This window comes from Mycobacterium shinjukuense (assembly GCF_010730055.1).
Taxonomy (GTDB): Bacteria; Actinomycetota; Actinomycetes; order Mycobacteriales; family Mycobacteriaceae; genus Mycobacterium; species Mycobacterium shinjukuense.
Genome location: NZ_AP022575.1, coordinates 120636 through 140842, shown reverse-complemented (window position 1 = coordinate 140842; position 20207 = coordinate 120636). Strand labels below are relative to the sequence as shown.

Sequence of the window (20207 nt, the reverse complement as noted above, 5' to 3'; positions counted from 1 at the left end):
GTGGTCCGGGTCCGCGAGACCGTTGCCGGCCGTTCGCGCAGTAGCGCCGGCCGGCTGGCGTCGGTGGTCACGGGTCGTCCTCGTCGTCGTGGTCGTGGTCGTGGTCGTGGAGGAGTTTTTCGGGGTGGAAGTAGCTGTTGGTGCGGGGTTGTCCATGGTCAAGATGGGCCGGCGGAATCCACTCGGTGGTGCCGTCTTTGCGTTTGCGGGTTCTCCAGCCCCCGCTGGTGGCCAGTTGGTGATGCGGGCCGCAGGCCTGGGTGAGGTTGTTGATGTCGGTCTTCCGGCACTGGGCGAAATCGGTCACATGGTGCACCTCGGTGAGATAGCCCGGCACATCACAATTCGGAAACGAGCAGCCGCGGTCCTTGCGGCGGATGTTCAGGTGGTGCGCTTCATTTGGTCACGGCATTTACGGAGGGAAGAGGGCGACTCACCCCATGATTACCGACAACATCCCAACACAGTCCGCCGCCACCACCGGCGGCGACCCGCAGCACATCATCGAGATCACCTTCGACCGCGGCACCATGACCTTGGCCGACGCCGTCCGCGAGCTGGCCGCCGAGCTGCTCGGCGCCGCCGACGGCCTCGACGACGAAAGCGGTGAACCGCGATGACCGCCCCCAGGGTTCGCGCCGTCACCATCGGCAACGGGTTCGCCGTGCGCGGTGTGCTGTTGGCCGGCCGCGAGGAGCTGTGGGTCGGCCCGCTGCGGCCCGCTGACCAGCATGAGCGGGCCCTATACGACGCCCACCAGGAGGCCGGCCGCCGCGGCTGGGAGGTGGCGCGATGAGCCCCCGCCTGGTGAAAGTCACCGGCCTGGCGCCCGTCGAGCGCGCCGTCTGTTACCGCAGCCGGGTGGCCGCAACAATCCGGCCATGGTTCCCGGACGCGCCGACAGAAGTCCGCGAGGCCATCGTGAAGCTGCAAACCGCATTAGATCGCGACGAATACTCCGGCGACATCGAAGCGTTCTTGCGGGTGGCGGTCGAACCGCTCGAACCCGCCGACGAGCCCGGCGAGCTCGACGAATAGCAGCCAAGCGCCGCAACCGGAAAAAGGAAGCGCCGCCCCCCAGCCTTGAGGGCTGGGGGGCGGCGCCTTTTCTGCGGCGCAGGCGACCCGGCACCCCTAAGCAGAGGCCGCCCACGCCTGGCCTCCTATGCGGTGGTTTGCGCCCGCAAAATCCGGAACGCGTTGGGCACCAGCACGTCCGACCCGGTTCGGAACCAGGCGAAAAATCCGCGCTGCCCGGTCGGCCGGCGGTTCGGTCCGAACAAGTGCGGCACCAGCTCCACCATGGCGCCAACCCGATCGACGATGAGGAATTGCTTCCAGTCGCCAAGCACCAGTGGATGATTCGTCGCTGTCACCGCCGGATCGACGGTGTCCATGTGGGAAACCTCCAGGATGTTTTTCCCGGCCAGCATCGGCGGACTGTCGTGCAACCCCGGGAATTTCAGCGCACCGTTCGCGGTTTCCGCCTGCCTCAACGTGTTGATGGTGGACAAGTTCGCCGCGAACGCGCCGTTGGCTTGGAACCTTGGCGGCAGCGCCGACTGCAGCGCGTAAACATCGGCTGCCACAACAGCTTCCGTTCCGGCGCCGGCGACCACGTAATCGTTGGTGCCGGTCAACGCGCTGACAAACCCGGTGGGCTCGCCAACGCCGGTGCCGTTGACGAACGCCGCGGCCTGCAACTGTTCAATCGAATCCGCCAGGATGCGGCCGACCTCTGCGACGAACCCGGCGGCGTCTCCCTCGATTTCGACCGAGAACGGGACCCAGGCGCTGCCGCGGTAGGCCGGCACCGCGGGCTGGGCCAGCGTTGGCGAATCGTCGGAAACCTCCTCGGCTTCGTGATACCAGTTCGCTTGGGCGCCTTCAGAGGTCACGCCCCGCCAGATTTCGGCTGTGGTTTGCACAACCCGCGCCACCTGCCGGATCGGATTCGTCGAACCGCCGCTCGACAACAAAATCGCCGGGTCCAGCGCCGCCGGGACCAGGAAACCGCCGGCGGTGTCCACCAAGCCCATCGCTCGCTGCTCGGCGGCCACCGCGGCCGCCTCCCTCCACGCCGCAGCCTCCGCGGTGGTCCAAACCGTATGCCCCGCAACAGGATTCGAAACCCGCTTGACGAACGCGTTCAAGTAGTCGCGGCTGCCGGTGGCCGCCAACCAGCGCTGCGCCCACGACGCCGACTGCGGCGGCCCGCTGCGGCAAAGGGTTTCCGCGGTTTCTGCGGCCCCTGCCGTCATCAGCCCGTCCCGCACGCAGCCGTCCAGTGTGCGAAGCGCGGTGTCCCGCATCGTGTTTCGCGGTGGCGCGTCGTCAACGTCGTCGCCGGTGGGAGCGCCGGGCACCACCCGCAGCTCACCGGCCTGGACGCGGCGCAGCGCCTCCGCGGCTTGCAGGCCGCGGCGGCGCTGCTCGGAGCGCAGCTCCTCGGCGTGACGGCACAGCGCTTGAAAACGCTGCGCGGCTTCACCAGTCAAATCACCCTCAACAGTGTCGAGCAGTTGCTGCGCGGCCGCGCGGGTTTCATCGAGGCTGAGGTTTTTGATGTCGTCAAATTCGTGTTGTTCATCGGTCATGGGATCACCAATCAAGCAGGGCCAACCGAGCTTCGGCCAGCGAACGAGAAATAACTGCAAGCGATTCCGCGCGCACCCCGGCGATCTGCGCACCCGGATAAGCCGGAATGCCGGTTAGGGAAACCTCTAGCAGCGCCGCTTCGACGCGCACCACCACGCCATTCTCTCGACGATCCCGGATCGGCCGGAAACCAACCGAAAACGCGTCCACCACACCAGCTTCCACATTCCTCAGAGCCTCGTCGCCGTCCGGGGTGTTCGCGATCTCGAACGCCCCGAACAGGCCATGGGGTTCTTCGCGCAACTCGGCAACCTTGCCGACTGGGTAGTGGGCCCGGGTGTCGTGGGCGACCAGCAGCTTTATTTTGTGGCCGCGCTCCGCGATACTGCGCCGAAAAGCGCCAGGAGCGAACCGCTCCCGATATTCGCCGTCGAAGTCGCGGACAACGGTTTCCTGGTCGTACGGCACCACGATGCCGTACACGGTGCGGCCCTCGCCGGATCGCAGCTCAGCCGTGCGGAAAAGGACGCCACTCAAAATCGGTCACCAGCCTTAGCGGCAGACGCGGAATGCGTGCGGAATCGCTTATGGCGCATGGCGACCGCTATCCGGGTTCCAGCCGCCCCGCGGCGACTGCCCGGCGTCAGCGGATACCGAGCTGACCAGGTCAATTGTAGCACGACCCGTTTCATTTTCACCGGTCATTCTGCGGGGCAAACGGGTTGACCGAGTCGTCGTCGTCGGCCGGCAGCGCAGCCAGCCGCTGCTCGCTTGCCGGGGTGAGACCGAATTCCCGGGCAAATTGAAGGATTTGGGCCCGCGAAGCTGGGCGTCAGCCACCGCAGGGTGTGGATGCTGATGCCCGGTCGTCGGGTTGGCGACCACGCGGCCCTCGGCCGCGAGGGTCGCCACCGCGGCCGCGTGATCCGCGACCACCTGACAGTAACACGCCAGGACCTGCGAGTCCGCCGACTTCAGTAAGTCCAGCGGCGACAGTTCCGCGATCACGCGGTGCCATTCGTCGAGCGCTGGCCCGGTCAGCCACGCCGGAGCTTGCGGCACGCAGCGCTCGAACGGCGGCGGCGGCGCAACCGCCCGGCCGCCGGAATCGTGGCCCGGCGAGCGGCCTTCGATCAGTTTCAGCTTGGCCGGGCGTGAAATCCGGCCGCTGCCTTTGCCTCCCACTGCACACACCTCCAAAATTTTTGATTCCGTTTTCTGAGCACGCGCACGCGCCGCCCGCCGAGCGGTGTCCGGCCGGGCGGTTGCTGGCGATGGCAACCCACCCCCCTACCTGCGGGTTTGGGATTGTCACTGTTTGCTGCCGCGCTCGTCGGGGAGCGTGCCGAAGGCGAACCAGCCCAGCGGGTCCTCGTCGATCAACTCCTCAAGCCGCCGCTGCTCGGCGTCTAAACGCAACGACAACAGCACCAATTCGCTTGCGTCGTCAGGAATTTCGGGCGCCAGCACCACCTCGGCGTGCGCCGCGCGGATGGCCTCCAAATCGCGCTGCCGCTGCCTCCGACGCTGCTCGGCGGACGGGACGTTGGCCGGCCAATCATGTTGGCGTCCAACGCGATTCCGTCGCGGGGCGTGGAACCCTGCGGCGACGGCTGCCTGCTGTTTCAAGCGCTTGTTAGTCAACGATGAACCTCCAATTCGTCTCGGGCACAATTCAATTCGCGTTGCAGGACCGGGCATCCGGTCGCGGTATTGTCGGGGTGCAGCACGCGTGAGCGCACGATGCACGACGGCCACCCGTGAGGTCCGACCGCCCGAAGCAGGTGGCGCGCCCAGTCGCCGCTGCTGCACTGCCGCGGCGGGTCAGACGCCGGCGCGGCGACCACCTGGTGGCCGGCCGCGACCAGCGCGGCGGCGAGCAGGGCGGCCCAATCCGGGGCAACGGTCCAGCGGCGTCGAGGGGCATCCCAACTTCTGGCGAAAGGCGGCACCACGGCCTTGATTGTCGCGATCACGGTCGGGTCGTAGGCGCTGCGGACCGCGTGCCGGCCGCCAGGCAGCGGGGCGATGTGGATGACGGTCATCGACGACCTCCGGGTTCGGCGTTTGCTGCGCCGGCGAGATGGCAGCGCTCGCAGTGCCCGCGTGCCAGCGATGCCGGGGCGAGCATGGGCTGGCCGCAAAACGCGCACGGCTGGGCGGCCAGAGAAGGCCTGAAATCTTGACCCGCGTAACCCGCTGACCCGTTTTCGCTGGTCAGAGCACCATTTTTTGGCGGGTCAGGGAAAGACTCGTAACCCGTGCCTGGCCCGCCTGGCCCGCGTCTGACCCGCTGACCCGCGTCTGACCCGCCTGTTTTTTCGCCGCTGACCTGCGAAGACGGGTTAGGCGGGTTAGGCGGGTCACATTTCCCGGCCTCCTCTGGTGGTGTGATGTCCCACCGGGTGACCCCGTCCCTGTTGCGGCCCGCGTCGTGCTCCACCAACCACCCCTGCAGCCGCAGCGCCGGAGCGTTCCGCGTTAGCTGGGCAGTGACGACTCTGGCGCTTGACGGCCAATCGCGCGGCCGCCGCCAGGCTTTGTCGTGATCCGGGGTCAGCGCCTGGAGAATTTCACGCGAGTTCAGCCCGTCGGCCCGGAACTTGGTCGCCACAATCTCGGAGATGAACGGGTCGGCCGCGAGGCCGTCGGCGGCCAACCGGACCGCCCGACCCTGATAATGGGCCAATCCATCGGTGCCCACGATCTCGTCGACGACGGCCAACGCCCGCCCGAAATCGGCCATCCGCGGCACCGCCGGGCACCGTGACGGTGCCGCCCAGTCGTTGGTGCACTTTGGCGGCCAGGTCGAGCAGCCCGCCGAAAATCGCGCGGTGGTCGCGTTCCCACGCGGGGTCGAGATCGGCTTCGCTGCGGCGGGTGCCGGCGGTGATGCGGTTCAACTCGACGAGCGCGAGCCGATCCGACAGGTCCCCTGCCAAGCCGCCCAAGTCAATGCCGTTGAGCAACACGACGCGCCGGAATCGCAGCACCGCAAGATCGCTGTCGGTGTACAGCCTTCGCTTGGCCAGCGCGTCACCAGTTGCCGCGCGGCACAACGCATCCGACCACCATGGCGACACCGAGGACGCATTGTCGATCGCAATCACCCAAGACCCGTTCGCAGCGGCCACCCACTGTTCGACGTCGCGGGGCGGCATCCGCAGCGGCGCAACCGAAGGATCTATCAGCGCCACAACACGTTTGACGGTGGTGCTTTTAGCTGAGCCGTGCTCGGCCAAAAACGTCAAGATGACATGCGGTGCGTCGGGCTGGACCAGCGCGGCCACCATCGCGGCCAACAGCACCGGCCGGTCTTCTGGGGCCACGTTGACGTGCTTCCACAACAAATCAACGTCGCCAGTCCCGGCAGGCACCGGGTCGGGCATGGCCGCGGTCAGCTCGGTGCGCCGAAACATCGGGATCGGCGCGGTACGCGCCATCCGCGCCAGCTCCTCGGAGCATACGAGACGCCATGTGCCGCCGCCGATCTCGATCGCCCGGTCACGCTGGTCGGCCATGTCGATAAACACCTTGTCGCCGTGTCCGGCAACTCGCAGATGCAGTGTGCGCGGCGGCTTTTCGGCCGCGAAGCCCTCTATCGTGGCGCACGCGTCGGATAGCGCTTGCGCCGACGGAGCCGCGTCGAACCGGCGAAAATATGTGCGCGCCAATGTGTTTCGGAGGCCAAGCTTGCCGCCTCGCAGGGGCAGCGCGACATGTGGGGCATCTGGAAATGCGCCGTAAGCTTGGCCGTCGTCGCTGACGCCGAGTTGGAAATCCATCAACGCCATATCGACGAGCTGTGAAGCTTGGGAGCGCTTTTCGGCGGCCATCTCACACCCCCGCCCGTGAAATGTAGGCGCCGCGGCGCTGCTGAATCTCCCGAGCGACCTCCGGCCAGTCGGCGGCGGCGGCGATGTCGCGTGATGCGTCGGCCAGTGCTTGCTGGCTGGTTTCAGTGCGCAGGGCCCAGTGCCTGGCGGCGTCGTAGATGGCGGCCAGCTTGGCCGGGTCGTCGGCGCCGAGCTGGCGCCACGCCGCGGTGCCGACCATCGGCCAGGAGCCGACCTCCGCCAGGAACGGCGCGACAAATTCATGCACCGACCACCAGCTAACCTGGCGCGATGATACGATGGCGGTAGATGTTGTGGTGTCTGCGGGTGCCCGGTCCGGCGTGGCCGGGCATCGCCGCGTCGGCGGCGCTCCGCCGGCGGTGGCGGTCATCGCTCACCGCCGGCGATGAGCAGAGCCGCGACGCGCGCCAACTGTTCGTTGGTGGGCCTGGGTGCGGCGGCTAGTGCCTCAAGGGCCGCTCTTTCGAGTCGAAGTCCGTGAAGCCTCTGATATTTTGCCGCGAGGTCAGGGTGGCTGTTGGGGCGGCCGCGGGACCGGTCCGCACCAATTCCGCCGCGGACACGGCGGATTTCGGCTGTGATTGTTTCGAGTGTCGTCGACATGCGTGCAACTCCGGGTGAGAGAAACCCCCCCCGGAGTCGACACCGGCTACCTGCGAGAGAGTAGCTGGTATCCGACCTACCCGCCACGTTGTTCAGCGGCGTGTCGCGAGATTGCCGCCAGCGCGCCCAACGTCACAACGACCGCGCCGGTTTGCACCGCGACGCCATACGGAATCGCCTGCGCCGCAGCAGCGACGAACGCCGGGTCGCCGGCCAGCCCGTCGCAAAGCCGCTGCAGCCGCTCGTTGCGGATGCGCCACGGCGGCTGGGTGCAGTCCCGTTTCGGCCCGGTGCTGTATTTCGGGCAGCGAAATTCCCAGTGCGACCGCGTCCATCCGTCGCGGCGCGCGCCGGGCCGTAAACGAGTGTTGTTGGGTTCCAAGCCGACAACGGCTCGCGGCCGGTTGTCGGGGTCGAGGAATGTCGCTACCGCCGGAGCTTGTGGTAGCCAGCCCTGATCCTCGTCGGCCCAAATGATCGGCGCGACAAGGTCGCAGCGTTCGTGTTCGATGCGGCCATCACCTTTGCGGCCGTGGTCGCAGACAATAACGATGTCGGGGTGGCCGGTCATAGCCATTCGACGCGAACCCGGCCGGGGTCGAAGCCGCGACCTTTCCGCGTCGCCTTGTCGACGACGATCGTGCAAATCTCTGACACGACTTTTCCTTTCAAATCCGGCGCGAGCCGGCCCCAGTGTTCGCGAATCCGGTCGCCGGCGGCGGCCAGGTCGGCGGCGGGGTTTTTGCGGACCAGGTCGGCTAAAACCTTGTCCACACCAGCTAGCTGTGCCCGCAGATCGGTTGTGCCGCGTCGCAACTGGCTGCCGTCGATGTCCCCAGCGGCGAACAGGGCGGCCAGCTCGTCTAGGCGAGCCTGCAGGGCGGCGCGGCGGGCGTGCAGGCTGTCTATGTCCGCGGGCCGGCCGTCCAGCATGGCGGTGAGCCGCTGCCGGGTCTCCGGCCGGCTGAGCCAGCCCAAAACAATGGTTTCCACGTAGGCGTCCAGCGGCGGGCCGCTGACCACAACATGCGAATTCGACTGGCGGCACTCGTATTTACGCTGGCCGGTGTTGCGCCCGCCGGACACCGCGTGCCGCAGCGCCGACCCGCACACCCCACACTGATACACCCCGGAGCCCATGTGCTTTTTCTCAAACGAGGTTGTGATGATCCGGGACGGGTCGGTCAGGAACGCGACCAGGCCGCGGTGGGTGTCGACATCGATCAGTGGTTCCCAGTCGCCGGGACCGATCACCTTGCCGCGATAGGTTTTCAGCCCGGCGTAGCGCGGGTTGACCAGCAGCCGGCGCACCCGCGGCGCCGCCCACCTGCCGGTGACGGTGAACCGGCTGCCGTTGTATGTTTGCTTTCGGCCCGCCAGCGTGGTTTTCAACCCGGCCGTATTCCACTCTCGGGCAACCTGTTTGATGGATTTGCCGGCGAGCACGTCGGTGACGGCCTGCCGGTAGGCGGACGCTTCCGGCTCGAAAGGCTTCCCGTCCATGGTGTAGCCGAAGGGCCTGTTGGCGGTCTGCCAGCGGCCCTGTTCGGCTTTCTGGCGGTTCGCGCGGACGCGGCGCTCGGACGTGTGCTCGGATTCCTGGCGGGCCACCGAGCCGAGGATGCGGGCTACCATCCGCCCGGCCGATGTGGCCAGGTCCAGGTCGCCGCCTTGGACGGTGTGGATGGCGACCTTGCCCGCGTCGGCTGTTTCGATGAGTCGTTCCAGGTCGCGCATGGATCGGCAGAGCCGGTCGGGGTGCCAGGCCAGCAGGACGTCGAACTCCCGGGCGGCCATCGCTTTCAGCAGAGCTTCGAAGCCGGGCCGGGTTTTGCCGCTGAACGCCGAGATGTCGTTGTCGTCGAAGCGAGCCACCACGGTGTATCCGCGCTGGTCGGCCAGGGTGAGCAGGTCTTCGAGCTGGCGCTCGACGCCGAGTCCCTGCAACCTCGGATCGTTGGAGATTCGGGTATAGACCGCAGCTCTCACACAGCGTAGTCTAGCAGTGTATTGCCGAAACATCCGCCGCCGTACAACACGATTCGCTGGGCCGGGGAGGCCAGCCGCTTGGTGTGATACAGCGCCAGCTCGCGGCCGTGGTCAAAGATGCGCAGGTAGTGGTGGGCGTGGGCGGCCAGCCGGATCACATCACTCATCGGCAGCAGACTGCCCCCGCCGGTGAGCGCGTGCCCGGCAGCCGATTGCAACTCGGCCAGGCTGGTGGACACGATGATCGCCGCGGGCAGCCCGTTGTGTTGGCCCAGCTCCCCCGAGCACAGCAGCGCCCGCAGCCCGGCCTGCAGGCCGTCGTGGTTGCGCTGGGCGGCGCTGCGGGTGTCGGCGTCGATGGCGGCCTGTGACGGGGTGCCACTCACGCAGGGGGTGGGGTCGGCGGGGTTGGCCATGCCGGGGGCGGCCAGCTTGGCCAGCACGGCATCGAGGGTGGCGCGGGCTTCGGGGGTCAGGTAGCCGGTGATCGCCGACATGCCGTCGGCGCCCTGCTTGCCGAGGATGATGCCGCGGCGGCGGGCCCGGTCGGTGTCGCTGAAATTGCCGTCGGGGTTGAGGCAGTCGGCGAGTTTGGCGGCCAGCTTGTGCAGCTGGTCGGGCCGAAACCGGCCACCCAACTGAGCCAGTTCGGCTTCGGCTTTCTCCCGGGTGGGCAGGTCCACCCCGCTGGGCAGCTGGTGCAGGAAGGAGCGGATGATCCGCACATGGTCGGGTCCGAGACGCCCGGCGCGTTGGGCTTCGGCGGTGGCCGTCAGCAGCGGCGGCAACACCTCTCCGGTCAGCGCCCGCCGCGGCCCCAGCTCGGCGGCCTCGCCGATGCGCCGGGCTGCCTCGCCGCGGGTGATGCGCAACCGCTCGGCCAGCGCAAAGGGGAGTTTGCCGCCCAGTTCGCTCGGGTCGGCCTGGTCGGCGAGCTTGTTGATGAACGGGTGCTCGACGGCGGGCAGGCGGCGGCGCAGGGTTTCGCAGCGTTCCAGCATGGCCAGGCACTCGGGGGTGGTCAACACCTCGATCGACAACTCCAGCGCCCGACCCAGGGCGGCGTCGAGGGCGTCGAACACCGCGACAACCTCCTCCCGGCTACTCGAATGCATGTTCGAATACTATCACGGTTGGCCGGCGCGTGCCACAACGCGCACAGGGTAAATCCGATGTTGTGCAGGTGAATTCAGTGGCCATTGGTGTTAGAAGGGCCGGCTTCAGCGGCCGGGAGCCGGAGCGGCGCCAGGACGCCCAGCAACATGAGACGGGTCGGCAAAAGACGCCGGTTTTCGTCAGCGGGTCGCCGATGCCCGCGAGCCGTTGCGGCGACCGAGGTTGCTTCCGGCGGGCATCGGCGACCAACGCCGATGTTATGGGCATACTGGCTGCATGCGCTCCATCTGGAAAGGCTCGATCGCCTTTGGGCTGGTGAACGTGCCGGTCAAGGTGTACAGCGCCACCGAGGACCACGACATCAGGTTCCATCAGGTGCACGCCAAGGACAATGGGCGCATCCGCTACAAGCGCGTCTGCGAGGTGTGTGGTGAGGTCGTGGAATACGGTGACCTCGCCCGCGCCTACCAATCCGACGACGGCCGAATGGTGGTGATCACCGACGATGACATCGCCACCCTGCCCGAAGAGCGCAGCCGCGAAATCGAAGTGCTGGAGTTCGTCCCGGCCAGCGATGTCGACCCGATGATGTTCGATCGCAGCTATTTCTTGGAGCCTGACTCGAAATCGTCCAAATCGTATGTGCTGCTGGCCAAGACACTCGCCGAAACCGACCGGATGGCGATCGTGCATTTCACGCTGCGCAACAAGACCCGGCTGGCGGCATTGCGGGTCAAGGATTTCGGCAAGCGTGCCGTAATGGTGGTGCACACCCTGTTGTGGCCCGACGAGATCCGCGACCCCGACTTCCCAGTGCTGGACAAGAAAGTGGAGATCAAACCGGCGGAGCTCAAAATGGCCGGCCAGGTGGTGGAGTCGATGGCCGATGACTTCAACCCGGACCGCTACCACGACAACTACCAGCAACAGCTGCAAGAGCTGATCGACGCCAAGCTCGAAGGTGGGCAAGCGTTTACCGTCGAAGAGCAGCCGACGGAGCTGGATGAAAGCGAGGACGTCGCCGACCTGCTGGCCAAGCTGGAGGCCAGCCTGCGAGCACGCTCCGGCGATGGCGCAGAGTCGGCGAAAAAGACGACCGCCAACAAGACGCCGGCCAAAAAAGGCGGGGCCTAGGCAGCGCCGAAATCCCAACGCCACAGGTCTTCATAGGAGGAGTTCGATGAGGTTCACTCGATCTGGCGCCGCGCTGCTCGCGGCCAGCGCGCTGGTGTTATCGGCCTGCGGCGGCCAGTCAAGCAACACCGCATCGTCGCCTGGATCCAGCGCCCCCACGGTGAATTGCGGCGGCAAGAAGAAGCTCTTGGCCGCCGGCTCGACCGCACAAAAGCACGCGATTGAACAGTTCGTCTACGCCTACATCCATGCCTGCCCTGGCTACACACTGGACTACAACGCGAACGGCTCGGGCGCGGGAATGAAGGCGTTCCTCAACAATCAGACCGATCTAGCGGGCTCCGACACGCCGATGGATCCGACCAAGGGTGAGCCCGACCGGGCTGCGGAGCGCTGCGGGTCGCCGGCGTGGGACCTTCCGGTGGTGTTCGGCCCCATCGCGATCACCTACAACATCAACGGCGTGAGTTCACTCGTGCTGGATGGGCCCACGGCGGCAAGAATTTTCAACGGCGCCATCACCGCGTGGGACGACCCCGCGATCAAGGCGCTCAACCCGAACAGCGACCTGCCGCCGACCCCGATCCACGTCGTCTTCCGCGGCGACCAATCCGGTACCACAGACAACTTCCAGAAATATCTTGACGCCGCATCCAACGGAGCCTGGGGTAAAGGCGCCGGCCAGACGTTCAACGGAGGTGTCGGCGAAGCGGCCATCGGAAATGACGGCACCTCGCAGGCCATGAAGCGCACCAACGGCTCGATCACCTACAACGAATGGTCGTTTGCCGTGGGCCACCAGCTGAGCATGGCCCAGATCGTGACATCGGCGGGCCCCACCCCGGTGTCGATCACCGCCGAAACCGTCGGTAGGACGATCGCCGGGGCCACGTTCAAGGGCGAGGGCAACGACATGGTGGTGGACACGTCGTCGTTCTATCGGCCGACGCAGGCCGGTGCCTATCCGATCGTCTTGGTGACCTACGAGATCGTCTGCTCGAAATATCCGGACGCCCCCACCGGCACAGCGGTAAAAGCGTTCATGCAGGCCACAATTGGTGACGGCCAGATTGGCCTGGACGAGTACGGCTACATTCCGCTGCCCGCTGCGTTCCAAGCGAAATTGATCCCGGTGGTGAATGCCATTCAGTGAGTGAGCGCCACCATAGCCGCGGCCATCAAGTGGGCCTCGGACCCAGAGGTGCGGACGGAACTCGTTGCGGGGCTAGCGGTTCCGTAACGTCGCCGAATGCCGGAGGGCCCAAGCGACTTTGGCTTGTACAAGATGCCGCCGAGGCGGCCCGCGGGAAACCGGCGCAAAGGCCTGCCCCGGCGGCGCGGGCGTTTTAATTCAGAATTTGCTGTGAGTGACGCGATGTTGTTGTATGTCGGCTCTTTGAGGATTTACCGTTACTTAACGATCCGTTCAGACGGCGGCGCTGCTGGCTCCCGGGCGAAGGCGGCCGGGGCCGGTTCCGGCCGGCGGCATCGGGTGGCCGGGCGAAGGGAGCGTCGGTGGTGAGCGACATCGGGCCCGGTTCGCGGGTGGGTTCCCGCTTTGGGCCCTACCACCTGGTGCGCCTGATTGGCCGCGGCGGGATGGGCGAGGTTTATGAGGCCGAGGACACCCGCAAGCACCGGGTGGTGGCGCTGAAACTGATCTCGACGCAATACTCCGACAACCCGACGTTTCGGGAGCGAATGCGCCGCGAGGCCGACATCGCCGGACGGCTGACCGAGCCGCACGTCGTGCCGATCCACGACTACGGCGACATCGACGGGCAGTTCTACGTGGAGATGCGCCTCATCGACGGCATCTCGTTGCGCTCGATGCTGACGCAGTACGGTCCGCTGTCCCCGGCGCGCACGGTCGCCATCGTGCGCCAGGTCGCCGCGGCACTCGACGCCGCGCACGCGAACGGCATTACCCACCGCGACGTCAAGCCGGAAAACATCCTCGTCGCCAACAACGACTTTGCCTACCTGATGGACTTCGGCATCGCCCGTGGCGCCGCCGACCCGGGGCTGACCCAAAGGGGGATGGCCGTGGGCACCTACAACTACATGGCTCCGGAACGGTTCACCGACGACGAGGTCACCTACCGCGCCGATATCTATGCGCTGGCCTGCGTCCTGGGCGAGTGTCTGACCGGGACACCGCCGTATCGCGCCGACAGCGTCGAACGGTTGATCGCCGCGCACCTGACGGAACCCGCCCCGCGACCCAGCGTGCTTCGGCCCGGTCGGGTTCCGACGGCGTTGGATCAGGTCATCGCCAAAGGCATGGCCAAGAACCCGTCCGACCGCTATATCAGCGCCGGCGACCTGGCCCTGGCCGCCCACGATGCGCTCAGCATGCCCGAGCAGCGCCAAGAAGCCACCATCTTGCGGCAGGGCGACAATGCCACCCTGATGGCCCCGGCCGTCGGTTCGGGTCTTGCTGGCGGGTGGACCAACTACACCGGCTCGGGTCCCCAACCGCTGACCCAGCAGACTCCGCCGGCCGCCATGCCGTCACGGCACTATCGCACCGACGACGACACCATGGCTCGGCCCGTGCCGGCCAGCAACGGCGGATGGCGGTCCACCCCGGGCACATCCGACCAGTGGACACAGGCCGCCCCCGTCGCCGTCCCCGGCGGCTGGCCCAGCCAGCCTGGGATCCCGACCTCGGTCGGCTCACCGGGCCCGCCGAGTTTCGGTCAACCGTCCCAGCCCCATCCGATTGGCCCGCCCCGCAACAGGCGGACGTTATGGATCGTCGGCGCCGTCGCCGCGGTCGTCCTTCTCACCGTCGCCGGAATCACCGCCTTCGTGATGACCCGGCCCAAGGGCTCCGACACGCAGGCATCGGGACAAATCGTGCTGCCATTCAACGGCCTCAACTTCCGCCTGTCACCCGGCGCGGTGGCCGTGAACGATGCCGGCACGGTCTACATCACCAATCAAACGATGTACGGCCGAGTGGTGGCGTTGGCCCCGGGATCCAGCACACCGACCGTGAAGCCGTTCACCGGGCTCTACGAGCCACAGGGGGTGGCGGTCGACAGCTCCGGCAAGATCTACGTCACCGACTTCAACAACCGGGTGGTGGCGCTGGCCGCCGGTTCGAACAATCAAGTGGAGCTGCCGTTTCAGGGCCTCAACTACCCCGAGGGCATAGCGGTGGACACCCAGGGCAACGTGTATGTCGCCGACCGGGGCAACAACCGGGTGGTGAAGGTGGAGGCCGGCGCGAGCACCCAAACCGTGCTGCCGTTCAACGGCCTGAAGAATCCCGACGGGGTGGCCGTCGACGCCGACGGCAACGTCTATGTCACCGACACCGACAACAACAGGGTGCTCAGGCTGGACGCGGGAACCAACAACCAAACGGTGCTGCCGTTCGCCGGCCTCGCCGCCCCGTGGGGGATCGCGGTGGACGGCGCCGGCAACATCTACGTCACCGAACACGACGACAACAAGGTGGTGAAGTTGGCGCCCGGGGCGTCCGCCCCGATCGAGCTGCCGTTCACCGGGCTCAACACGCCGCTGTCGGTGGCCGTCGACACGAAGGGGAACGTCTACGTCGCCGACCGCGGCAATGGCCGGGTGCTCAAGCTCGCGCAACGCTGACCGGCCGAGCCGCCCGGCCGGGTCGCCGACGGCTCAGCGCCACCGGGCGGCCGCAAAGCGAACCGCCGCGGCGAGCAGATTGATCACGGCCACGATGATGATCAGGGTCAGCGCCGCACCCCAGATGCGCAGGAAGCCGGCGTGTTCGGGGTTGGTGAGTTCGGTGTAGATCAGCAGCGGCAGCGACGCCATGTTGCCGTTGAAGATGTCGAGGTTAATCGAGCGGCTGTACCCGACCAACACCAACACCGGCGCGGTTTCGCCGATGACCCGCGCGATCGACAACAACACGCCGGACACGATGCCCGGCATCGCTATGGGGACAACGATCCGCACCACCGTCTTCCATTTCGGAACGCCCAACGCGTAGCTGGCTTCTCGGAGTTCGTCGGGCACCAGCCGAAGCATTTCCTCGGCGGACCGCACCACCACCGGCAACATCAGCAGCACCAACGCCAGCGACACGGCAAAGGCGCTCTGCTGAAACCCCAGGGTGGCGATCCACAGGCTGAAGACGAACAGCGCCGCCACGATCGACGGCACCCCGGCGAGCACATCGACCATAAACGTGGTCACCCGGGCCATTGGGCCGGTGCCGTATTCCACCAGATACACCGCGGTCATCAAGCCCAGCGGCACGGCCAGCAGGGCCGCCACCCCGGCTTGCACCACCGTCCCGTACAGGGCGTGGTAGACGCCGCCGGCGAACTCCTCGGGCAGCACGCCGCGCAGCGAAAGGGTCCACCATTGCGACCGGGTGACGGCATACCAGCCTCGCGCGATCACCACCCACAGCAGCCACACCAGCGGTACCAACGCAATGGCGAACGAGGTGAAGAACAGCGTCGTCGCGACGTCGTTTTTGATTCGGCGCCAAAGGCTTAACGGGCGGAACACCTCCGCTTTGACCGGCATGTCAAGCGCGTCGGCGGTCATCCGTTGACCTTCCCGCCAGCGATCGAGCGGGCGATCGCGTTGACCACGAACGTCAGGATGAACAGGGCAAATCCCGCTGAGATGTAGGCGCCGGTCGGCAACGGCTCGCTGAACTCGGAAGCCGCCGAAGCGATCTTGGAGGCAAACGTGTAACCGCCGTCGAACAGCGACCAGTTTCCCGGGCGGGCGGCCGACCGCAGGATGATCAGCACCGCCACCGTTTCACCCAGTGCGCGGCCCAGGCCCAGCATCGACGCCGCGATGACACCACTACGACCGAACGGCAGCACGGTCATCCGCACCACCTCCCATTTTGTCGCGCCCAGCGCCTGCGCGGCCTCGATCTGGATCAGCGGCGTCTGTCGGAACACTTCTCGGGATACCGACGTCACGATCGGCAGGATCATCACCGCGAGCACGATCCCGGCGGTGAAGATCGTTCCCCCGCCTTCCAGTGACACGTTGCCCTGCTTGAACAGGAACAACCAATTCAGGTTGCGGTTGAGAAACCGCGCGAGCGGCTCAATCTTCGGCGCCAGCACGAAGATTCCCCACAGCCCGAAGATGATCGACGGCACCGCGGCCAGCAGATCGACCATCGCACCGAACGGCCGGGACAGTCTTCTTGGCGCATACTGGGTGAGAAACACCGCGATCCCGACGGCAACCGGCACGGCCAACACCAAGGCGGTGATCGAACTCAGCGCCGTGACCATGAACAGGTCGCGGATACCAAACGCCAGCTTCTCGTCGTCGGCGGTGTTGAATTCGGCGCTGGTGAAGAAATTCGCATGGTTGGCGCGCAGTGACGGGATGGCGCGGATCAACAGGAATATCGCGATCAGCACGATCGCGATCACGATCGTCGAGCCGGCGGCGGACGCGGCCCACTTGAACAGCCGGTCCGCCCGCCGCGACGCGCGCGCGTCGACCGCCACTAGCGCAGATTTTGCCAGCGGTTCGGTGACCACGTCGACCTCGGAGACCCCGGATCAGGAGATGGCGTTGACCGCGGTCGACAATCTCGACTTGAACGAGTCCGGGATGGGGATATAGCCGTTCTCCGCCAAGCCATTCTGACCGGCGCCGATAGTGCTTTGCAGGAAGGCCTTCACGGCGGTGCCGACCTGGGCGTCTGGATACTTCGAGCAGACGACCTCATAGGTGGGCAACACGATCGGGTAGGAGCCGGGCTGCGTCGGCCGATAGAACGAGTCCGTGTCGATCACCAGGTCATTACCCTGTCCGGTGATCGTGGCCCCGGCAATGGTTTTTCCCACCGACTCGGTGCCGATCGCCACCGCCTCCGGGCCGGCCGACGTGACGATGTTGGCCATGTTCAGCCGCTGCGCCTGGGCGAACGACCACTCGTTGTAGGTGATCGACCCTTCGGTGTTCTTGATGGCCGCCGACGTGCCGTCGTTGCCCTTGGCCCCTTCGCCGACACCGCCTTTGAACGCCTTGCCGGTGCCCTTGTCCCATGCGCCGTTGGAGGCGGCCTGAAGGTATCGCTGGAAGTTGTCGGTGGTGCCGGACTCGTCGCTGCGGAACACCACGTGAATCGGTCCCGCGGGCAGCTTGCCGCCGGCGTTCAGGGCCTGGATCGACGGATCATCCCAGTTGGTGACGACGCCGCTGAAGATCTTCGCCAGCGTGGGGCCATCCAGGTTCAGCGAACTGACGCCGCCGATGTTGTAGGTGACCGCGATGGGGCCGAACACCACCGGCAGGTTCCAGGCCGGCGAACCGCCGCAGCGCTGCTGCGCCGCCGCGGCCTCGTCCTTGCTCAGGGGTACATCCGTGCCGCCGAAATCGGTTTGGTTGCCGTTGAATTCGCTAATCCCGGCGCCGGAGCCGTTACCCGTGTAGTTCAGCGTCTGCCCCGGGCAGGCCTCCTCGAAGGCCTTGACGAACCGGGTCATCGCGTTGGCCTGGGCGGTGGACCCGCTGGCCTTGAGGACCTTCTTGCCGCCGCAACTTACGTCGCTGTGGCCCGATCTGCTTCCCCCACTTGCGGTGTTGTCGCTGCCACACGCCGATAAGACCAGTGCACCAGCAGCCAGGGCGCCCAGTGCGGCCCCAAATCGGTTGAGTTTCAATTCAGTTCCTAACGGTAGAGGTGAGACAACTTCGCCGCCATCCGTACGGCCGCGGCCCGCCAACCAGCAGGTTCCCTCGCAGCCGTGAAGCTACATTGAACAACAAGTAACCTCCGATAGAACGGTTGATGCCGCCATTGCCGGCCGACATCGTGTGGTCGAGTTCCCGGCCCCTGAATTGAAACAGATATCCGGCTGGGGCACACGGTGCGCCTCGGTGCAACGTCGCCAGGCGTTACATTCCCCGGCCCGTGTGACAAACTAGAACCTGTTACAGAAATCTCTCAGCCGGGACGACGAGGACCGCCGCCGTCTCGGCCGGCAACTGAAACGAGGTCGCGGTGATCCTCGACAGGTTCCGTCTCGACGACCACGTCGCCGTCATCACCGGCGCCGGCCGCGGCCTCGGTGCGGCCATCGCGGTGGCTTTTGCCGAGGCGGGCGCCGACGTCGTCATCGCCTCCCGCACCCGATCGCAGCTCGAGGCCGTCGCCGAACGGGTCCGCGCCGCCGGCCGTCGCGCCCACGTGGTGGCCGCCGATCTGGCCCATCCCGCGGTGACCGCGCAGCTGGCCGGTCAGGCCGTCGAGGCGTTCGGGAAACTAGACGTCGTCGTCAACAATGTCGGCGGAACCATGCCCAACACGCTGCTGACCACCTCGACCAAAGATCTCGAGGAAGCCTTCACGTTCAACGTCGGCACCGCGCACGCGTTGACCGTCGCGGCGGTGCCGCTGATGCTCGAACACTCCGGCGGCGGCGGCATCATCAACATCACGTCGACCATGGGGCGGCTAGCCGGACGCGGATTTGCCGCCTATGGCACCGCCAAAGCAGCACTGGCCCACTACACCCGGCTGGCCGCGCTGGATCTGTGCCCCCGCATCCGGGTCAACGCCATCGCGCCGGGCTCAATCCTCACCTCCGCATTGGACGTGGTCGCCGCCAACGACGAGCTGCGCACGCCGATGGAGCGCGCGACACCCCTGCGCCGGCTTGGCGATCCCATCGACATCGCCGCCGCTGCAGTGTATTTGGCGTCCCCGGCGGGCAGCTTTTTGACCGGCAAGACGTTGGAGGTCGACGGCGGCCTCACCTTCCCCAACCTCGCCCTCCCCATTCCGGACCTGTGAGAGCGCCAAGGAGCTTGTCATGGCAATACCCGTCGTCCAGCTCGGCACCGGCAACGTCGGCGTCCACGCCCTGCGGGCACTGATCACCAACCCACAGTTCGAGCTCACCGGCGTCTGGGTGTCATCGGACGCCAAGGCCGGCAAGGACGCCGCAGAGCTTGCCGGGCTTGCGGATTCGACCGGCGTGCAGGCCAGCACCGATCTGGACGCGGTGCTGGCCACCGGGCCGCGGTGCGCGGTCTACACCGCGATGGCCGACAATCGCCTGCCGGAGGCACTGGACGACTACCGTCGTATCCTGGCGGCCGGGATCAATGTCGTTGGCAGCGGCCCGGTGTTCTTGCAGTACCCATGGCAGGTCATCCCCGAGGAGCTCATCCAACCTTTGGAAGAGGCTGCACGCGAGGGTAATTCAAGTCTTTACGTCAACGGTATCGATCCGGGTTTCGCCAACGACTTGCTGCCGTTAGCGCTGGCCGGCACCTGCCAGCACATCCAGCAGGTGCGCTGCATGGAGATCGTGGACTATGCCACCTACGACAGCGCGGTCGTGATGTTCGACGTGATGGGTTTTGGCAAGCCGATGGACGAGATCCCGATGCTGCTGCAAACCGGTGTGCTGAGCCTGGCGTGGGGATCGGTGGTGCGTCAACTGGCCGCGGGCCTGGGCATTTCGCTCGACGAGGTCGCCGAGGTGTATGTGCGGGAGCCGGCGCCCGAAGACTTCGACATCGCGTCCGGGCACATTCCCAAGGGCAGCGCGGCCGCGCTGCGGTTCGAGGTGTTCGGGCTGGTCAATGGCGACCCCGTGGTCGTGCTGGAACACGTCACCCGGTTACGCGCGGACCTGTGCCCCGACTGGCCGCAGCCCGCCCAGCCCGGCGGCTCGTATCGCATCGAAATCACCGGCGAACCCTGCTACGCCGTGGACATCTGCCTGAGCAGCCGCCGCGGCGACCACAACCACGCCGGGCTGGTCGCCACCGCGATGCGGATCGTCAACGCCATCCCGGCGGTAGTGGCCGCGGAGCCGGGCATCCGGACCACCCTCGACTTGCCGCTGATCACCGGTCGGGGGTTGTACACGCCCGGCTGAGGGTCGCCCGCCCGTCCCCGGAACACCCCGG

The 20207-nt window shown here is 66.6% G+C and carries 20 protein-coding genes and 2 pseudogenes; 8 read left to right on the top strand and 14 right to left on the bottom strand.

Annotated features, from left to right (window positions below):
* Positions 1 to 67: 67 nt before the first annotated feature.
* A pseudogene (locus tag G6N20_RS00605) lies at positions 68 to 370 on the bottom strand (HNH endonuclease signature motif containing protein); the annotation flags it as partial.
* A gap of 70 nt (positions 371 to 440) precedes the next feature.
* Between G6N20_RS00605 and G6N20_RS00600 the strand changes: the two are divergent.
* Genes G6N20_RS00600 through G6N20_RS00590 form a run of 3 tightly spaced genes read left to right on the top strand, consistent with a single transcriptional unit; the run spans position 441 to position 1038 of the window.
* Positions 441 to 620 carry a hypothetical protein gene (locus G6N20_RS00600; protein ID WP_083052508.1) on the top strand — a complete coding sequence of 60 codons (180 nt, stop codon included), beginning with the start codon at positions 441 to 443 and terminating at the stop codon, positions 618 to 620.
* Positions 617 to 796 (top strand): hypothetical protein, encoded by a 180-nt coding sequence (locus tag G6N20_RS00595; protein ID WP_083052506.1) that lies wholly within the window; start codon positions 617 to 619, stop codon positions 794 to 796. The genes G6N20_RS00600 and G6N20_RS00595 overlap by 4 nt, the downstream gene beginning before the upstream one ends.
* Positions 793 to 1038 (top strand): hypothetical protein, encoded by a 246-nt coding sequence (locus tag G6N20_RS00590; RefSeq protein ID WP_083052503.1) that lies wholly within the window; start codon positions 793 to 795, stop codon positions 1036 to 1038. Before G6N20_RS00595 ends, G6N20_RS00590 begins: the two co-directional genes overlap by 4 nt.
* A 125-nt stretch (positions 1039 to 1163) precedes the next feature.
* Here the strand turns inward: G6N20_RS00590 and G6N20_RS00585 are convergent, their stop codons facing one another.
* The 10 genes and pseudogenes from G6N20_RS00585 to G6N20_RS00540 all read right to left on the bottom strand — a co-directional run.
* Positions 1164 to 2597, bottom strand: a complete 1434-nt coding sequence (locus tag G6N20_RS00585; protein WP_083052501.1) for a phage major capsid protein — start codon at positions 2595 to 2597, stop codon at positions 1164 to 1166.
* 4 nt (positions 2598 to 2601) lie between these two features.
* Complete coding sequence (locus G6N20_RS00580) at positions 2602 to 3135, bottom strand: HK97 family phage prohead protease (RefSeq protein ID WP_083052499.1); 534 nt, start codon at positions 3133 to 3135, stop codon at positions 2602 to 2604.
* 48 nt (positions 3136 to 3183) lie between these two features.
* Positions 3184 to 3606, bottom strand: coding sequence for a P27 family phage terminase small subunit (locus G6N20_RS00575; protein ID WP_232065556.1), 423 nt, complete (start codon positions 3604 to 3606; stop codon positions 3184 to 3186).
* 303 nt (positions 3607 to 3909) lie between these two features.
* Complete coding sequence (locus G6N20_RS00570) at positions 3910 to 4242, bottom strand: toxin (RefSeq protein WP_083052492.1); 333 nt, start codon at positions 4240 to 4242, stop codon at positions 3910 to 3912.
* Positions 4239 to 4643 (bottom strand): hypothetical protein, encoded by a 405-nt coding sequence (locus G6N20_RS00565; protein ID WP_163662673.1) that lies wholly within the window; start codon positions 4641 to 4643, stop codon positions 4239 to 4241. Before G6N20_RS00565 ends, G6N20_RS00570 begins: the two co-directional genes overlap by 4 nt.
* Positions 4644 to 5171: 528 nt before the next feature.
* Positions 5172 to 6434 carry an ATP-binding protein gene (locus G6N20_RS00560; RefSeq protein ID WP_179961500.1) on the bottom strand — a complete coding sequence of 421 codons (1263 nt, stop codon included), beginning with the start codon at positions 6432 to 6434 and terminating at the stop codon, positions 5172 to 5174.
* A gap of 1 nt (position 6435) precedes the next feature.
* Entirely contained in the window at positions 6436 to 6825 is a 390-nt protein-coding gene (locus tag G6N20_RS00555) for a DUF2742 domain-containing protein (protein ID WP_083052486.1), read from the bottom strand.
* A gap of 309 nt (positions 6826 to 7134) precedes the next feature.
* Positions 7135 to 7635, bottom strand: a complete 501-nt coding sequence (locus G6N20_RS00550) for a hypothetical protein (protein WP_232065398.1) — start codon at positions 7633 to 7635, stop codon at positions 7135 to 7137.
* A complete protein-coding gene (locus G6N20_RS00545; RefSeq protein ID WP_232065397.1) occupies positions 7626 to 9080 on the bottom strand; it encodes a recombinase family protein in 1455 nt (484 codons plus the stop codon). The genes G6N20_RS00550 and G6N20_RS00545 overlap by 10 nt, the downstream gene beginning before the upstream one ends.
* Positions 9081 to 9088: 8 nt before the next feature.
* Positions 9089 to 10162: pseudogene (locus G6N20_RS00540) on the bottom strand (13E12 repeat family protein); the annotation flags it as partial.
* Positions 10163 to 10439: 277 nt separating this feature from the next.
* Between G6N20_RS00540 and ku the strand changes: the two are divergent.
* The 3 genes from ku (at position 10440) to G6N20_RS00525 (ending at position 14912) form a co-directional block, all read left to right on the top strand.
* Positions 10440 to 11297 (top strand): non-homologous end joining protein Ku, encoded by an 858-nt coding sequence (ku, locus tag G6N20_RS00535; protein WP_083052208.1) that lies wholly within the window; start codon positions 10440 to 10442, stop codon positions 11295 to 11297.
* 46 nt (positions 11298 to 11343) lie between these two features.
* A complete protein-coding gene (pstS, locus tag G6N20_RS00530; protein ID WP_083052209.1) occupies positions 11344 to 12450 on the top strand; it encodes a phosphate ABC transporter substrate-binding protein PstS in 1107 nt (368 codons plus the stop codon).
* A gap of 365 nt (positions 12451 to 12815) precedes the next feature.
* Positions 12816 to 14912 (top strand): serine/threonine-protein kinase PknD, encoded by a 2097-nt coding sequence (locus G6N20_RS00525; RefSeq protein ID WP_083052210.1) that lies wholly within the window; start codon positions 12816 to 12818, stop codon positions 14910 to 14912.
* 33 nt (positions 14913 to 14945) lie between these two features.
* Here G6N20_RS00525 and pstA read toward each other — a convergent pair whose 3' ends face one another.
* Genes pstA through pstS (G6N20_RS00510) form a run of 3 tightly spaced genes read right to left on the bottom strand, consistent with a single transcriptional unit; the run spans position 14946 to position 17947 of the window.
* Complete coding sequence (pstA, locus tag G6N20_RS00520; protein WP_083052222.1) at positions 14946 to 15848, bottom strand: phosphate ABC transporter permease PstA; 903 nt, start codon at positions 15846 to 15848, stop codon at positions 14946 to 14948.
* Positions 15845 to 16819 carry a phosphate ABC transporter permease subunit PstC gene (gene pstC, locus G6N20_RS00515; protein ID WP_083052225.1) on the bottom strand — a complete coding sequence of 325 codons (975 nt, stop codon included), beginning with the start codon at positions 16817 to 16819 and terminating at the stop codon, positions 15845 to 15847. The genes pstA and pstC overlap by 4 nt, the downstream gene beginning before the upstream one ends.
* A 21-nt stretch (positions 16820 to 16840) precedes the next feature.
* On the bottom strand, positions 16841 to 17947 hold the full coding sequence (gene pstS / locus G6N20_RS00510; protein ID WP_083052228.1) for a phosphate ABC transporter substrate-binding protein PstS: 1107 nt from the start codon (positions 17945 to 17947) through the stop codon (positions 16841 to 16843).
* A gap of 341 nt (positions 17948 to 18288) precedes the next feature.
* On the opposite strand from pstS (G6N20_RS00510), the gene G6N20_RS00505 reads away from it, so the two are divergent.
* Complete coding sequence (locus tag G6N20_RS00505; protein ID WP_083052231.1) at positions 18289 to 19080, top strand: SDR family oxidoreductase; 792 nt, start codon at positions 18289 to 18291, stop codon at positions 19078 to 19080.
* A gap of 19 nt (positions 19081 to 19099) precedes the next feature.
* Positions 19100 to 20176: an NAD(P)H-dependent amine dehydrogenase family protein gene (locus tag G6N20_RS00500; RefSeq protein ID WP_083052233.1), complete on the top strand. Its 1077-nt coding sequence runs from the start codon at positions 19100 to 19102 to the stop codon at positions 20174 to 20176.
* The last annotated feature ends 31 nt before the right edge of the window (positions 20177 to 20207 follow it).

Bases quoted from the DNA above. Each gene is read 5' to 3' on its own strand.
- G6N20_RS00590 (WP_083052503.1), top strand. From the start codon at position 793: ATGAGCCCCCGCCTGGTGAAAGTCACCGGCCTGGCGCCCGTCGAGCGC.
- G6N20_RS00560 (WP_179961500.1), bottom strand. From the start codon at position 6,434: ATGGCCGCCGAAAAGCGCTCCCAAGCTTCACAGCTCGTCGATATGGCG.
- pstA (WP_083052222.1), bottom strand. From the start codon at position 15,848: ATGACCGCCGACGCGCTTGACATGCCGGTCAAAGCGGAGGTGTTCCGC.
- G6N20_RS00595 (WP_083052506.1), top strand. From the start codon at position 617: ATGACCGCCCCCAGGGTTCGCGCCGTCACCATCGGCAACGGGTTCGCC.
- G6N20_RS00600 (WP_083052508.1), top strand. From the start codon at position 441: ATGATTACCGACAACATCCCAACACAGTCCGCCGCCACCACCGGCGGC.
- pstS (WP_083052209.1), top strand. From the start codon at position 11,344: ATGAGGTTCACTCGATCTGGCGCCGCGCTGCTCGCGGCCAGCGCGCTG.
- G6N20_RS00500 (WP_083052233.1), top strand. From the start codon at position 19,100: ATGGCAATACCCGTCGTCCAGCTCGGCACCGGCAACGTCGGCGTCCAC.
- G6N20_RS00550 (WP_232065398.1), bottom strand. From the start codon at position 7,635: ATGGCTATGACCGGCCACCCCGACATCGTTATTGTCTGCGACCACGGC.
- G6N20_RS00585 (WP_083052501.1), bottom strand. From the start codon at position 2,597: ATGACCGATGAACAACACGAATTTGACGACATCAAAAACCTCAGCCTC.
- ku (WP_083052208.1), top strand. From the start codon at position 10,440: ATGCGCTCCATCTGGAAAGGCTCGATCGCCTTTGGGCTGGTGAACGTG.
- G6N20_RS00555 (WP_083052486.1), bottom strand. From the start codon at position 6,825: ATGACCGCCACCGCCGGCGGAGCGCCGCCGACGCGGCGATGCCCGGCC.
- G6N20_RS00565 (WP_163662673.1), bottom strand. From the start codon at position 4,643: ATGACCGTCATCCACATCGCCCCGCTGCCTGGCGGCCGGCACGCGGTC.
- G6N20_RS00545 (WP_232065397.1), bottom strand. From the start codon at position 9,080: ATGTTTCGGCAATACACTGCTAGACTACGCTGTGTGAGAGCTGCGGTC.